This window comes from Trichocoleus sp. FACHB-591 (assembly GCF_014695845.1).
Taxonomy (GTDB): domain Bacteria; phylum Cyanobacteriota; class Cyanobacteriia; order FACHB-46; family FACHB-46; genus Trichocoleus.
The window spans coordinates 1-12,604 of sequence record NZ_JACJPA010000074.1 but is presented as its reverse complement, the minus strand read 5'-3'; the positions used below and the strand labels follow the sequence as shown (position 1 = coordinate 12,604).

At 45.6% G+C, this 12,604-nt stretch carries 15 protein-coding genes; 5 read left to right on the top strand and 10 right to left on the bottom strand.

Annotation, left to right across the window (positions count from 1 at the left end):
- Positions 1-75 precede the first annotated feature (75 nt).
- The 4 genes from pstB to pstS form a co-directional block, all read right to left on the bottom strand.
- Positions 76-846 (bottom strand): phosphate ABC transporter ATP-binding protein PstB, encoded by a 771-nt coding sequence (pstB, locus tag H6F90_RS13270; RefSeq protein WP_370588013.1) that lies wholly within the window; start codon positions 844-846, stop codon positions 76-78.
- Between the two features lie 84 nt (positions 847-930).
- Entirely contained in the window at positions 931-1,848 is a 918-nt protein-coding gene (gene pstA / locus H6F90_RS13265; protein ID WP_190552929.1) for a phosphate ABC transporter permease PstA, read from the bottom strand.
- 6 nt (positions 1,849-1,854) lie between these two features.
- Positions 1,855-2,877 (bottom strand): phosphate ABC transporter permease subunit PstC, encoded by a 1,023-nt coding sequence (pstC, locus tag H6F90_RS13260; RefSeq protein ID WP_190552928.1) that lies wholly within the window; start codon positions 2,875-2,877, stop codon positions 1,855-1,857.
- Positions 2,878-2,999: 122 nt separating this feature from the next.
- A complete protein-coding gene (pstS, locus tag H6F90_RS13255) occupies positions 3,000-4,037 on the bottom strand; it encodes a phosphate ABC transporter substrate-binding protein PstS (protein WP_190435336.1) in 1,038 nt (345 codons plus the stop codon).
- A gap of 735 nt (positions 4,038-4,772) precedes the next feature.
- Here pstS and H6F90_RS13250 point away from each other — a divergent pair.
- Positions 4,773-5,696: a hypothetical protein gene (locus H6F90_RS13250; RefSeq protein WP_190552927.1), complete on the top strand. Its 924-nt coding sequence runs from the start codon at positions 4,773-4,775 to the stop codon at positions 5,694-5,696.
- Between the two features lie 75 nt (positions 5,697-5,771).
- Here H6F90_RS13250 and H6F90_RS13245 read toward each other — a convergent pair whose 3' ends face one another.
- Positions 5,772-6,152 (bottom strand): biopolymer transporter ExbD, encoded by a 381-nt coding sequence (locus tag H6F90_RS13245; protein WP_199295906.1) that lies wholly within the window; start codon positions 6,150-6,152, stop codon positions 5,772-5,774.
- Positions 6,153-6,223: 71 nt separating this feature from the next.
- Complete coding sequence (locus H6F90_RS13240) at positions 6,224-6,898, bottom strand: MotA/TolQ/ExbB proton channel family protein (RefSeq protein WP_242024461.1); 675 nt, start codon at positions 6,896-6,898, stop codon at positions 6,224-6,226.
- An 826-nt stretch (positions 6,899-7,724) separates the two neighbouring features.
- On the opposite strand from H6F90_RS13240, the gene H6F90_RS13235 reads away from it, so the two are divergent.
- Positions 7,725-8,441, top strand: a complete 717-nt coding sequence (locus tag H6F90_RS13235; RefSeq protein ID WP_242024460.1) for a DNA/RNA non-specific endonuclease — start codon at positions 7,725-7,727, stop codon at positions 8,439-8,441.
- A gap of 171 nt (positions 8,442-8,612) precedes the next feature.
- Here the strand turns inward: H6F90_RS13235 and H6F90_RS13230 are convergent, their stop codons facing one another.
- Positions 8,613-9,083, bottom strand: coding sequence for a DUF732 domain-containing protein (locus H6F90_RS13230; protein ID WP_190552924.1), 471 nt, complete (start codon positions 9,081-9,083; stop codon positions 8,613-8,615).
- Positions 9,084-9,227: 144 nt separating this feature from the next.
- On the opposite strand from H6F90_RS13230, the gene H6F90_RS13225 reads away from it, so the two are divergent.
- The 3 genes from H6F90_RS13225 to H6F90_RS13215 all read left to right on the top strand — a co-directional run bounded on the left by H6F90_RS13225 (position 9,228) and on the right by H6F90_RS13215 (position 10,801).
- On the top strand, positions 9,228-9,623 hold the full coding sequence (locus H6F90_RS13225; RefSeq protein WP_190552923.1) for a nuclease A inhibitor family protein: 396 nt from the start codon (positions 9,228-9,230) through the stop codon (positions 9,621-9,623).
- Positions 9,624-9,649: 26 nt separating this feature from the next.
- Complete coding sequence (locus H6F90_RS13220; protein ID WP_199295905.1) at positions 9,650-10,231, top strand: LLM class flavin-dependent oxidoreductase; 582 nt, start codon at positions 9,650-9,652, stop codon at positions 10,229-10,231.
- 285 nt (positions 10,232-10,516) lie between these two features.
- A complete protein-coding gene (locus H6F90_RS13215; protein ID WP_190552948.1) occupies positions 10,517-10,801 on the top strand; it encodes a hypothetical protein in 285 nt (94 codons plus the stop codon).
- Positions 10,802-10,952: 151 nt separating this feature from the next.
- On the opposite strand, the gene H6F90_RS13210 is transcribed toward H6F90_RS13215, so the two are convergent.
- From H6F90_RS13210 to H6F90_RS13200, 3 genes are all read right to left on the bottom strand, one after another.
- Entirely contained in the window at positions 10,953-11,186 is a 234-nt protein-coding gene (locus H6F90_RS13210; protein ID WP_190552922.1) for a hypothetical protein, read from the bottom strand.
- A gap of 25 nt (positions 11,187-11,211) precedes the next feature.
- The gene (locus H6F90_RS13205; protein WP_190552921.1) at positions 11,212-11,664 is read right to left on the bottom strand and encodes a GNAT family N-acetyltransferase; all 453 of its coding nucleotides are present in this window, start codon (positions 11,662-11,664) and stop codon (positions 11,212-11,214) included.
- 120 nt (positions 11,665-11,784) lie between these two features.
- A complete protein-coding gene (locus H6F90_RS13200) occupies positions 11,785-12,270 on the bottom strand; it encodes an ester cyclase (RefSeq protein ID WP_190552920.1) in 486 nt (161 codons plus the stop codon).
- Positions 12,271-12,604: the final 334 nt, after the last annotated feature.

The window sequence follows — 12,604 nt, the reverse complement described above, 5'->3', positions numbered from 1 at the left end:
TAACTTTTCAGAAGCCAATACCCTAGATTAGTTTCAAGCATGGTGAGCCACAGGTCTAGAATACTAACAACTTGTTTAGCCAAATCGTCCTTCAATATAGTCACGGGTGCTAGGATGGCTGGCCTCCATGAAGATCCTTGCAGTAGGACCAAACTCTACTAGACGACCGATACGTGTTTCATCTGTCGTAAAGAATGCAGTGGAGTTGGAAATACGTGAGGCTTGCTGCATATTGTGAGTGACAATCACAATCGTTAAGTGCTGGCGCAAACTGCTGATCAATTCCTCGATCTTCATCGTGGCGATCGGATCGAGGGCGGAGCAAGGTTCATCCATCAGCAAAATTCTTGGCTGTACTGCTAAGGCTCTAGCAATACAAAGCCGCTGTTGCTGACCCCCAGACAATCCTAAAGCAGATTTGTTGAGATTATCTTTGACCTCATCCCAGAGAGCCGCCCCTCGTAAAGCACCTTCGACAATTTCATCTAACTTAGTTCTGGAGGGTCGTCCCAGCAATTTCACGCCATAAGCTACATTTTCAAAGATGCTCATGGTGAAAGGGTTGGGTTTTTGAAAGACCATGCCAATTTGCCGTCGTAGCTGGTTCAAATTGACACGGGAATGATAGATGTTTTGGCCAAAAAATTCGACACGACCTTTGACCTGAACTTTTCCTTCCAACTCAGCAATGCGATTCAACGCCTTAATAAAGGTTGATTTGCCACATCCGGAAGGGCCAATGATTGCTGTCACCTGTCTTGGAGGAATTGCGATCGTCACATCCTCCAAAACTTTATGATTGCCGTAAGCGAAGGTGAGACCAACCACATCAAAAGCAGGAATCAAAGGTTGTAGAACATTTTGAGAGGTAGGAAGGGTTTGGTGAGTGCTAGCATCTACTGCAGGTTCAGGGAGATCAAACGACATAATTTAGCCAAGCTTCAGGCGACTACGGGTGAGAAAACGTGAGATTAGACTGGTAACTACCACAAGTAACAGCAACACCAACGAAGCTGTCCAAGCTAATTGGCTCCGTTCGGGGTAAGGCTCGTTGTAATAGTTGAAAATGAGTACTGATAGGGAGGGGGTAGGGCTTGTCAAACCTTCCAGCCAGTTTTGGCTGAACAAGGCTGTAAACAGAAGAGGAGCTGTTTCTCCTGCTGCACGAGCGATCGCAAGCAGAATACCCGTAGTAATGCCTGGTAAAGCTGAGGTGATAACAACGCGCCAGGTGGTTTGCAGTTGGCTACCTCCCAAAGCAGCGGAAGCTAAGCGCTGAGACACAGGCACCAGCTTCAAAGCCTCTTCCGTGGTAAGCACCACAATAGGTAACATAATCACAGCTAGTGCAAATGCCCCTGCGATCGCAGAAAAGCTACGAGTGGTTAGGACAATCACACCATACGCAAACACGCCCACGACAATGGAAGGTACACCGCTCAGAACTATCGTCATAAAGCGCACGATCTTGGCCCAAGCCACATCCGCCTTAAACTCTACTAAAAAGATTGCGGTCAAGATGCCAACTGGGATACTGAGCAAGGAAGCCAAGCCTACCATTGTCAAGGTGCCTAGAATGGCATGGGCAAATCCATTGGGCATGTCTACAACTCCAGCAGGAGCGGGCAGCGATACTAGCATTTCCCACTTAAATGCAGGAACTCCTTCGGCCAAGATCTTGCCCAAAATTGCGAGTAGTGGCAGGAGCGCTAGTCCCGCTAAACTGAAGGCGATCGCAGTCATCCCATAACTGAAGAGCACTCGACGCAGCGAGAGGGGGCAACTGAGTGTATCTACAAAATTGGCTTCTATAGAGGGTGGAGGAGTGGGAACTGAATTCGTTGACATAAGAATTTATCGACGAGACTGACTGACTACTTGAATCATCAGCACCGCTGCAACATTGACGAGCAGCGTTAGCACAAACAGGATCAAGGCCAAGTACATCAAGGCTCCGACATGTAGTGCATCTAAAGCTTCAGCAAATTCATTGGCTAGAACCGCTGGAATGGTATAACCCAAATCTAGAAGAGACAGGCTAATTTGAGGAGAATTGCCAATTACCATCGTCACTGCCATCGTTTCGCCTAAAGCGCGTCCCAAAGCCAATGTAGCTGCACCTAAAATTCCAGACCCACTTGTAGGTAGCAGCGCACCCACAATCGTTTCCCACCGAGTTGCCCCTAAGGCCATTGAAGCACTGCGAAGCTCCTGGGGAAGGGCTAGCAATATCTCTCGACTAATCGCCGCGATCGTGGGCAAGATCATGATGGCTAGGATGATCCCTGCCACCAATAAGCTGGGTCCAAAGGGTTCTGTGCTGAATAAGGGCAGCCACTTTAATAGTTGATAGAGCCACTGCTGAATAGGTTGGAGGAAGGGGATCAACACAAAGATTCCCCATAAACCCACAATGACGCTAGGAATAGCAGCTAATAACTCCAAGATAAAAGCAAAGGGCAATCGCACCCAAAGAGGCAAAAAATCTTCGCTCGTGACTAGAGCCACCGCAACGCCAATCGGTACTGCTAGCAATAGGGCGATTGCAGAGCTGACCAGGGTGCCATAGATGTAGGGCAATGCTCCAAACACCAACTCACCTACATCCCAATCTTGACTCCACAGGAATCCAACGCCAAATCGCTGTATAGCGGGTTGTGCTTGCTGAAAGATGACCCAACCTATCCACAGTAAAGTAGAGACTGTTCCCAGAGCCAAAGCTCTGACTAACCAAGTGAAGCTTTGGTCGAGCCAAAAGTTTTGTCCCCGAGCAAGTTTGAGATCAGGAACAGTAGCTTCTGGATCTAGTAGCAGCGCTAAGGAAGGATTCGTAGCGGCCTTGAGGAACTTATCAACCGATTCAGCTGAGTCAGACATAGATGAAGAGATTGAGTCAGGCTAAGCCAAGAAAGGTTTATAGAAGAGACAGAGGACATCTCTGTTGAAGATGCCCTCACAGTAGTTGTAGTTGATGACAACTTGATTGCTTGAAGCGCAATCTACTTCACATTGCTTTTAACTACAGCTCTAGCTCGATCAGCCACAGATTTAGGAATTCGGGTGTAGTCTAGATCATCATTGAGATCTTGGCCTTCTGTTAGAACCCACTCCACCATCTTTTTGACGGCCTCAGCTTTAGCAGGATCTGAATACTGCTTGTACACCATCAGCCAAGTGAGACCTGCGATCGGATAGCCATCCGCAGGGTCTCCTTCAAAGACGCGGAAGTTGTCGGGATACTTAACTGCCGCTAGCGCTTTGTTGGCTGTTTCTAACGAGGGAGAAACAAACGCTCCCTGCTTATTCTGCACTTGGGCCGTTTGCAGCTTGTTTTGCTTGGCGTAAGCGTACTCAACATAGCCAATGCCACCAGTGGTCCGAGCGACTTGAGCGGCAACTCCAGGATTGCCCTTACCTTTGATGGGATTGGTGGTCCACTTTGGAGCTGTGCCGACCCCCACCCGACCTTTGAAATAAGGATCGATCGCACTCAAGTGATTGGTGAAGATAAAAGTTGTACCACTACCATCTGCCCGCACAACACTTTTAATTGGCTGATCAGGTAGCTTGGCACCGGGGTTGTCAGCAGCAATTTTAGGGTCATTCCAACGAGTAATTTGGCCTGAAAAAATTGCTGGTAGAACCTTACGAGAAAGCTTCAGGTTATTAACACCAGGGAGGTTATAAACAACTGCAACTGCACCGCCTGCTGTAGGAACCAACAGCACACCATTTTTTACCTCTGCCATTTGGGCATCGGTCATGGCTGCATCGCTACCACCAAAGTCAACCGTGCCAGCAATGACTTGGCGAACACCGCCACCACTACCAATGGCTTGGTAGTTAATTTGCATGTCAGGATACTTCTTTTTGATTTCGGCAGCGTACCGCTCGTAAAGCGGGGCGGGAAAAGTAGCACCTGCGCCGTTTAAGGTTAATGCTTGGGCGATCGCAGTCGAAAGCGGGCCAAATGTAAGAGAAACCGTTGCAACTGAGGCAACAACTGTACGACGAAAAGCGGTCGTAAAAACAACCATATTTGCCTTGTCCTCAATCAGGAAATATCAGCAGCGATCGGTGCTTGGTCAACCACTGACAACCGTACAATTTGACCAGTTAAGTTTAAGTAAATGGATAGATAAGAGTAAGTTAAATTTGGTTGAAAAACTGTTTAATCTTTAGATTTTTGGCTATTTTTCAACTCAATTCTTAACCTTCTTAACTAAATTCATTGATATACTTTTCGATAAGATTTTCTGAGCTATCAAATAAACCTCAACTTCTGCAAGCACCAGAGGAGGTAGAGCTACCGCACCGAATAGTTACTTTAATTTCTTAGACTTTGAACAAATAACTACATGCTTTGCACAATCAAGTGAGTGAAGCACAACTCTTAAAAACACTTCAGAAAATCCTAATTTAATTCCTAGCTAAACTTGCTTTAACCAAAGATAGAATTTTGAGTTAGTTTTGAATTTATTTAGCTCAAAAATTCTCTGGTCTCTTCAGTAATTAGTAGTTACCCTAAGTCCATGATCCAAGCTTATACCAACAAAAATCTCTCTGATTCTTTGCGAGTTTTGGTTCGACCAATGTTGTTGATCTCTCTTGGTCTACATGGGCTACTTTTGTTAATCCCTACAGCTGCCAACCATAAGGCTACCGCTCCAAAATCTGAAAAAACTGTCAAAATCACCCAGCTGTCCCCCACAACGAAACCTTCGAGTATCAAGCCAACCGCTAAAAAACCTGTACCGCAAACTCTGGCAACTATGCCAAAAGCAGTGCGTCTACCGATCGCTCGCACAGCCCAATCCCAACCGATCATTCCAGCTATTGCTAAACCACTACCGCTTGAACCCGTTCAAGCGGTAGTGGCTGACCCCACGCCTATTACTTCTAGCCCTACGCCTGCACCTACGGAGACAACCGCACCCACAGATGCAGAGGCACTCGCACCCACCGCTACCAACCCGTTAGAGGATTTTCCACACTTTCCAGGCGCTAAGGCTGGCTGTCTCGATATTCCTTCTTGCTTTCAGACAGGTAATCCTCTCGCTAAAGTAGCGGCTTATTTTGAAAAAGAGCTGCCAGCCAAACAGTATGAGCAGCGCTTAGAAATAGACGAAACAGAGCGAAAAGTTTATCAATTCTCGCGAGCAGGTTTGACCCAGTATCTCAGCTTGATTGAGATTGAGGGAACTGGAACTGTCTATGTTCTCGCTGATGCGCCCCGCACTTTAGACGAGCTGAAAAAAGCTGTAGAAGTTCCGGTTGAGTTGGGCAATGTTTTAGCACAACTAGTTCCCGAAACTGGAGCGGCAGGCATTAATGGTGAGGACTTTGCTGACAGTATCAACGCCACTCCTAAGGATTTCACAGAGCCTGAAAGGTTTTATGAGAGTTTAGGTGGTGTTGATGCAGAAGGCTTTGAGATTACCCCAACTCCCAACTCAGAGATCTACGGCGATCTAAAGGTCGTCCGAGGGCAAACGCCTGAGCAAATTCTCGTTAGCACCATAACGCCTACTCTCCAAGGTAACGGTTTTACGATTTCAGCCAATTCTTCAGGTGAGTATGGGGGAGGATTGCTTTATCAAATTCAGAAGGGTAAGTTCACGGGCTACCTGAATTTAGTACCAACCAAAGATGGCACTGGAACTATTGTCACCGTTTGGACTAGTTCTCCGATGTAACTAAGTTCTCAGTGACTCTGCTCAATGCTCCTAACAATTTCTGAAACGATTTCTGGGAAGTTCTCAGGCGATCGCTTAACTCTCATCCACAGCTAGGGAAACGCGATCGCCTCCCACATCTCGCATGGTTGCTAACAACTTTACTACCTGTTCGTAGGGTAACTTGCTATCTGCTTTCAGAATCACTGCTCCCTTAGGATTTTGCACCAAGTAGGCTTGCATCTGTTGCGCTAGTGCTGCTTCATTGGTTGGCTGGTCAGCGAGTAAGACTTGTCCTTGCCGATTCAAGCCCACTACCAGGGGATCAGGAGTATTTTGCAGTTCTGTACTGGTATTAGCACTGGGTAGAGTAATATTGACTGTTTTTTGATTGGTCAGCGTCATGGAGACAATAATAAAGAATGTCAGAACAGTCATGATCACATCCATCATGGGAAGCAGATTTAACTCTGGCATCTCAGCTCTGTTCTGACGAGACTTAAATCGCATCTTTTTCTGTGCCTAACTTGGTGTTTAACTTAGCTGAGTTAGTGTCCTTCAACTGAAACGACCGCATCGTTAGCGGTGGGGCGGGAGGCGATCGCATATTTTGGTGAAGTTTGGCTAGGTTGGTGCGGTTCATACCAAAACTGCCGATAAATCAGCTCTAGCTCACTGCCTGCTTCTGAGAAATAGTCCATCTGTTGAGCTTGTAAGGTCACAAATACCCGAAAGCAAGCCAGAGCCATGATCGCCACAATCATTCCAGTTGCTGTCGAAATTAACGCCTCGCCAATCCCCGCAGCGGCTTTTGTTGTATCTGCTGCGGTACCGCCAGTCCCAATGTTGAGGTTGGCAAAAGTTGTGATCAATCCTGTAACAGTTCCCAACAGACCCAGCAGCGGTGCTATGCCCACAACAGTCTCTAGGAGTTTGTCGCCCTTACGCATTTTGACAAACTCTTTGTCTCCAGCCGCTTCCATGGCTAAGCGAAATGTTTCAGGAGTGGGCTGGTTTAGTTTCAAGGGTGCTAGTAAGAAGCGACCAATCGATAGATCTTGAGCTTGGTGAGCGATCGTCATCGCCTTCTCTAGGTCGTAGCGAGCAGCTTCTAAAACATCATGGACAATGCGGTCTTCCTGCCGCAGTAGTTTGAACCAAAACCAAGCTCGTTCCAGGGCACAGGCAACAGAGGCAACAGACAAACCTAAAAGGGGCCACATAACAGGACCCCCCACTAAGAATAAATCAAATACTTTAGCCATGATTTCTTTAGAAACAGCCAGCTCTTCAGTTCTTGACTGCAATCAATTCACCGTCTACAGAATACCTGAGCTATGCTCCCTACATAGTTAAGGCAGCGTAAGCAAAAAGATAACTTGCGGTTAAGTTCTATTCCTATAAACTTCTTCAGCAGTTATTAGATTACTTTTGGCAAACTTTATGATGGAAATTTCAAGTGTCAAATAGCTTAAAACCTTTAGTGAAGTTATGGAGCTTTTAATTAATAAATTGAGCTATTAACAAAACTACTGTTCCTCTTTTGTCATTAAGTAAAAAGAAGTGGCTCAAGCGCAGTCGAGCTGATTTTATATCTAAGACTGAAAGTAAGCGCAAGGTATTTATTACTATTTATCCACTGGCGGGGCCTGTAAATCTGGCAACGTCAAAATAGCATATTCAGTTCCTAAAATTGAATAGCCTTCAATTTTAGGATGTTAATTCTTTATAGATTTTTTCCAGCAACAACTAATTCCCTTTTCTATTTTTGCAAATATTTCTGAGGTAAGGAATAAACTTTAACTAACCCTTATCTTAATTTTAATCTTGGTAAATTAGTTTCTATAAGGTTGCTCACAAGAGTTCAACAAAGAGCAACCAAAACAGCTTTGCTCAGTTCAGCATTTTATTTTTTAGTTGTTGACTCCTATGTTTCCAGTTCTCACTTCGAAATCATTGACGAAGCTAAAAAACAAGTTTCTATGGGTATTACCTCTATCTATCTTATTGAGTGAGGGACTTCCTGCTTTTGCGGGAGTACATCTAACAATGGGAAACCCAAGTGGTGCTACAACGAGCACTACGAATTCCACAAACTACTTAATGGAAAAAGCGCAGTATGCCTTGTCTTATAACAACTCTAAACGGATTGCTAACTGGGTAAGCTGGCAATTAAATAACTCTTGGTTGGGTAGCGCTCCCCGTCAGGATGATTTTCGTGCTGACACTACTCTACCCAGTGGTTGGTACCGAGTTGTTAGCTCCGATTACACAGGTAGTGGTTACGATCGCGGCCATATGTCTCCTTCTGCCGATCGCACTAATACAATTACTAATAACTCTGCCACTTTTTTAATGACCAATATCTTGCCCCAAGCCCCTGATAATAATCAGGGATACTGGGCGAGTTTAGAGAGCTATGCGCGATCGCTAGTGACCAATCAGGGTAAAGAACTCTACATTATCTCTGGAGGGTATGGTCAACAAAGCACCATCGCAGGAGGCAAAATTTCTGTTCCTTCTCGACTCTACAAAATTATTGTGGTCACCAATCCTGGCACAGGAGCTACAGGAGTCACAACATCAACTCGTGTGATTGCCATCGACACACCGAATGTGAATGGCAACCGATATGCAGACTGGGGAACCTACCGGACCACAGTAGATGCTATTGAATCTAAAACAGGCTACAACTTCCTCTCCAATGTCAGTTCCTCTGTGCAATCTGTAGTTGAGTCTAGAGTAGACAGTGGCCCCACCCAATAGTTGAACGTTGGCTCAACTCGCTTCCAAGCCCTTACAAAAGTAAGGGCTCTACAACTCAATTGAGAAATTAGCAAGAACAAACTCTTAAAAACTCCTAGAGCCACAAGCCTGTCAGTTGATCTATCTACGTTCAAACTTACATATGATCTTCTGCTACTGATTAGCTTGGCACTAGTTATCAAAGCCTGGGCAATAGTATCTAGGGGCGATTGCATTAATCGTGTTGATATCAGCAGGAGATTGAGTTTTGCGAAATTCAATAAAAGTACCGAGATCGAGAGCATTACAAACATCTTTAGCTTTTTGTACGATCGCTTGTGGATTGCTGCTAGTTAGAGGTAGTAAAGTAGGGCTTTCATCAGGATATGTTTCCAATAAACTTCTATAATCTCTGATGAAGTTTTGATCAGTTGTAGATAAGGGTTGAATGGTCTCTGGAGTTCCACACAAATCATCCAGTTTCAGAATGATACCGTCTGGCCTCTGCATATGACAAATAGTATCTTTAGGATCTGCAATGACTGGAAAAACTGGGGCGGATGAGGTCTCTATCAGCTCTCCAAAAGCAGGACTGGCACCAATCATGATTATGAGACCACTAATAGCAAACAAGGTTGGTTTAAGCTGATTAGAATACTCCATGAAATCAAATATCATCTTAGGACAATGTTAGTTATAACAAAAATTGCGACATCAATAGGAACTCTGAATTCAATGAATTTGACAATAAACTAATCTTGGTACTATGTTTTCTAGCTAATATCTAGATATAAAAGAGAGTGTGAGATGAGTGTAGTTGAATCACTGAAAAAATCAAGTGAGGGACTGCTCATGACAAGTGAGTCAGATTGCCCGTTTGAAGTATTTTTATGGGAAGGCCAAGCCCAAGAGCCTTTAACTATCGAAAAGCTACTCCGCCTTACAGACCACTTACAAAATTCTCCGGCTGAAATTATAGAACTAGAGTATTTTTTTCGTAACCTAGCTCAAGCACGAGACTGGCATGATGAGAATCAGAAATTAATGGTAGGACGATTTCAGACCTTGATAGAAACCTTAAAATCAAACTTGAATAAGATTCAAGTTTATCGAGTCGGCACTATCAATGTTGATATTTACATTGTTGGTAAAACTGTTTCTGGTGACTTGGCAGGATTAACAACAAAATTGGTTGAAACATAAGTAACTTGGTGTTGCTGAATGAGAGGGTGACCCATCACGGGTTGGTTTGCGTTGAAGAAGCCAAACTTTATTCTCGCCCTACCACTCTACCGCTAATTATTGGGGCAGCCGTTACAGAAGCAACTGCCAAATGCTTGGGGAGCTGGGCCGACGGGCTGATTACCATTTCACGCCCACCCGAAAAACTCAAACGAGTCGTTGATGCTTTCCGACGCGGAGGGGGGGAAGGAAAGCCCATGATTTTGAAAGTGCAGCTTTCCTACGACCACACGGACGACATAGCTCGTCAAAAAGCTCACGAACAATGGTGCAACAATATCTTTAAGAATGTTTTGATGACGCAGCTACGAACACCGCAGCAGTTTGACGCCGCTGGAGAATTTGTCGCACCAGAAGAGCTAAATGAACACGTTCGGATCTCAGCCGATCCGCAGCAGCAGATTGCCTGGTTACAAAAGGATATTGAAGTAGGCTTTGATGAATTGGTTTTGCATAACGTCAACCGAGAGCAGGAGGGCATTGAGCCGAGATACGTACAAAAATTTATCATATGGATATCAAAGCCTTGTTGCGTCTTGCTTTCAGCTTTTTGCATAGAACATAGCTGATCCTGTTGAATAGTTGCGCCCCTCTACAACTACTCAACGAGAGAATTAGGGTTTCAGGCTTCAGATAAACTAGAAAATAGGGTATGTACTACTGATTTCTGAGTAGTACTTAGGTCATAAGTAGTCCAAACCTGTACTATTCAAGGTTTTCACGAATTACAGCTAAGGACAAAAAGCTAGAGTGTGGACCTAGCCTGTATTTCAAGGCGATGTGATAAAGAATTACACGTATCTCGGCTCAATGCCCTTTAGACATGACCGCCATTAGTGTATCTGTTGAGCCGCGTGGCGACTGGTATAGCACCACTGCTTGTGGTGGGGGATGGATACATAAGAGCCAATTCCGCCCATTTCGCTAGCATTATTCAAGACGGTGTAGATCTAGAACGAGGCACTATGAATCCAGTTGAGGCGATCGCAACGGTTAAAGACAACACGTTACAGGTGGATGAAGACGGCGAAGGTAATTCAGGATCAAGCTCTGAGGAGATCTTATGCCGCCATTGCCTGAGAACAGCAACCAATGGCATCAAGTGCCAGGGGATATGTGTTGCAGATAGCGACTACTAAATCTCAACCAGGGTAACGTATCGAAGATACCGCTGCCGCTTTCCCCGCTGCGACCTCAAAACCTAGTCCTAGCGGATAATGGCGCTAAGTTTCCACTAGGACTAAATTGGACAAAGGGTGTGAGATGAACCGAGGGCATGAAAGGGTGTGATCAAAACACTGCGATCGCACCTCTTGATTTTTCGGTTTGCGAGGAGGTGTTGTACGTTGCTTGCAAGCATTGCTGAAAACGAATAGTAGCGTGCTTTTTATAGTACGCCTCAAACGATTGAGAATTCAAGCGATCGCGCTCACCGGGCGCAGATAACCTTTGCCACTTAACCGAGTATATTGCTACGTTCCGGTGCAGCGCTGTTGTTCGACAGCTATTGGTGAGTTCAGCCATAGCGGCCCATGTTTAGAGTGAATTTTCATAAGTTGTCCTCGAACTCCTGCACGAACCACGCAACATCTTCGCGCTTGAGCCCAATCGCTTGATAAAATGCAACAGCACGAGCGTCATCAGCCATTGCAGGAATATAGAGTGCGCTCAGGCTGCGCGAACGACATAGATTTCTGGCGAACTCAACCAAGGCACGTCCTACGCCCTGCCGTCGATGCGCGGCGGCGACGCCAACCTCGTAGACGAACAATTCCGTAGCCGCTTCGGTATACATCTCCAACTCATAAGCTGTTAGGCCGCCGATAGCTTCATCCTCGTGCAATGCAGCAACGGCGTGAAAATCGGGGCGTGACAGCAAGCGCAGCAGAGTTTCGGACGAAGGCGGCGGTTTAGTCACGTTGTCCTCTTGCCGCCACATCTCGAAAAGCTGCTGCGCCATTGCCAGGTCGTTTGGGCCAAGTTCTCGAATGGAAAATGTCATGTCAAATAGCCCAATAGACCTGGAAGGGATTTGCAGTTCATCAAGTCCTTTCGCATATTACAACCTGGATTCGCTGGTGTTCCCTTGATGGTCGGGTGCATTGAGGTTGTTCTGCTGCTGTCAACTACGTTCGGCTTGCTTAAACAGGTTAGATACAGCTCCCTTGAGGATATATGGCAATAGTTTCGGACCTGGTAAGAAAACGATCCCCAACTGCTGCATCAATCCGAAGGCATCGCCCTGCCCCCAATGCTCTACGATTTTTCCATTCTGCACTCGATCAATATGCATGATAGACAAGCTAATCTGCTTACCTGTAGGCGGAAGCCCCTGAAACTCTCCAACATGCGTTGCGGTGAATTTTCCACAAGTGACCACTTTATCTTCGGAGACGATGACCTCATCAAAGATGTGCGCCCCCTGCTGAAAGGCTAAATAAAATGACATCCCAAACCGTTTAAATCCTTCCCCGTCTAATGGCTCAGGTATACTCGCCAAGTGAGCCACAAAATTTGGAGCCAAAAGTTCTAAGGCTTGCTCCATTTTGCGATCGTCAAAGGCTTTGTAGAACTGGAGAATGAGGGCTTTGTTTTGCTCAATCAGCATACAGAACTTCGTTTTGGCTAGGTTGTAACGCGGCGACTAGGAGAACTTGACCCAACTTTCGAGCTAACTTCCAAACACTGCCTCAACCATTACCCTCAAAGCACACTGACTTTATGGAAGGACCAATAACTCTTCGACTACGCTCACAACCCGAAACTTAAACAGTAGAACGGCTACGGTCAGCGGCTATCAACACTTCTGCAATACTACAAGCGGTCTGGATCAGTCCGCTGCACCAGAATGGTATTGAATTCTGGATTGTTTCCAGTGCTTCATCTCTTCATCAATGAAGTGATTAACCAGATCCTGATATATTTTTTCAATTGCATCAGCG

What these genes read in the sequence shown, in the direction of transcription:
- H6F90_RS13230 (WP_190552924.1), bottom strand. Translation starts at nt 9,083, where the DNA reads ATGGAGTATTCTAATCAGCTTAAACCAACCTTGTTTGCTATTAGTGGT.
- H6F90_RS13200 (WP_190552920.1), bottom strand. Translation starts at nt 12,270, where the DNA reads ATGCTGATTGAGCAAAACAAAGCCCTCATTCTCCAGTTCTACAAAGCC.
- H6F90_RS13205 (WP_190552921.1), bottom strand. Translation starts at nt 11,664, where the DNA reads ATGACATTTTCCATTCGAGAACTTGGCCCAAACGACCTGGCAATGGCG.
- H6F90_RS13235 (WP_242024460.1), top strand. Translation starts at nt 7,725, where the DNA reads ATGGGAAACCCAAGTGGTGCTACAACGAGCACTACGAATTCCACAAAC.
- H6F90_RS13240 (WP_242024461.1), bottom strand. Translation starts at nt 6,898, where the DNA reads ATGTGGCCCCTTTTAGGTTTGTCTGTTGCCTCTGTTGCCTGTGCCCTG.
- pstC (WP_190552928.1), bottom strand. Translation starts at nt 2,877, where the DNA reads ATGTCTGACTCAGCTGAATCGGTTGATAAGTTCCTCAAGGCCGCTACG.
- H6F90_RS13210 (WP_190552922.1), bottom strand. Translation starts at nt 11,186, where the DNA reads ATGGCTGAACTCACCAATAGCTGTCGAACAACAGCGCTGCACCGGAAC.
- H6F90_RS13245 (WP_199295906.1), bottom strand. Translation starts at nt 6,152, where the DNA reads ATGCCAGAGTTAAATCTGCTTCCCATGATGGATGTGATCATGACTGTT.
- H6F90_RS13225 (WP_190552923.1), top strand. Translation starts at nt 9,228, where the DNA reads ATGAGTGTAGTTGAATCACTGAAAAAATCAAGTGAGGGACTGCTCATG.
- pstA (WP_190552929.1), bottom strand. Translation starts at nt 1,848, where the DNA reads ATGTCAACGAATTCAGTTCCCACTCCTCCACCCTCTATAGAAGCCAAT.
- pstS (WP_190435336.1), bottom strand. Translation starts at nt 4,037, where the DNA reads ATGGTTGTTTTTACGACCGCTTTTCGTCGTACAGTTGTTGCCTCAGTT.
- H6F90_RS13250 (WP_190552927.1), top strand. Translation starts at nt 4,773, where the DNA reads ATGCCAAAAGCAGTGCGTCTACCGATCGCTCGCACAGCCCAATCCCAA.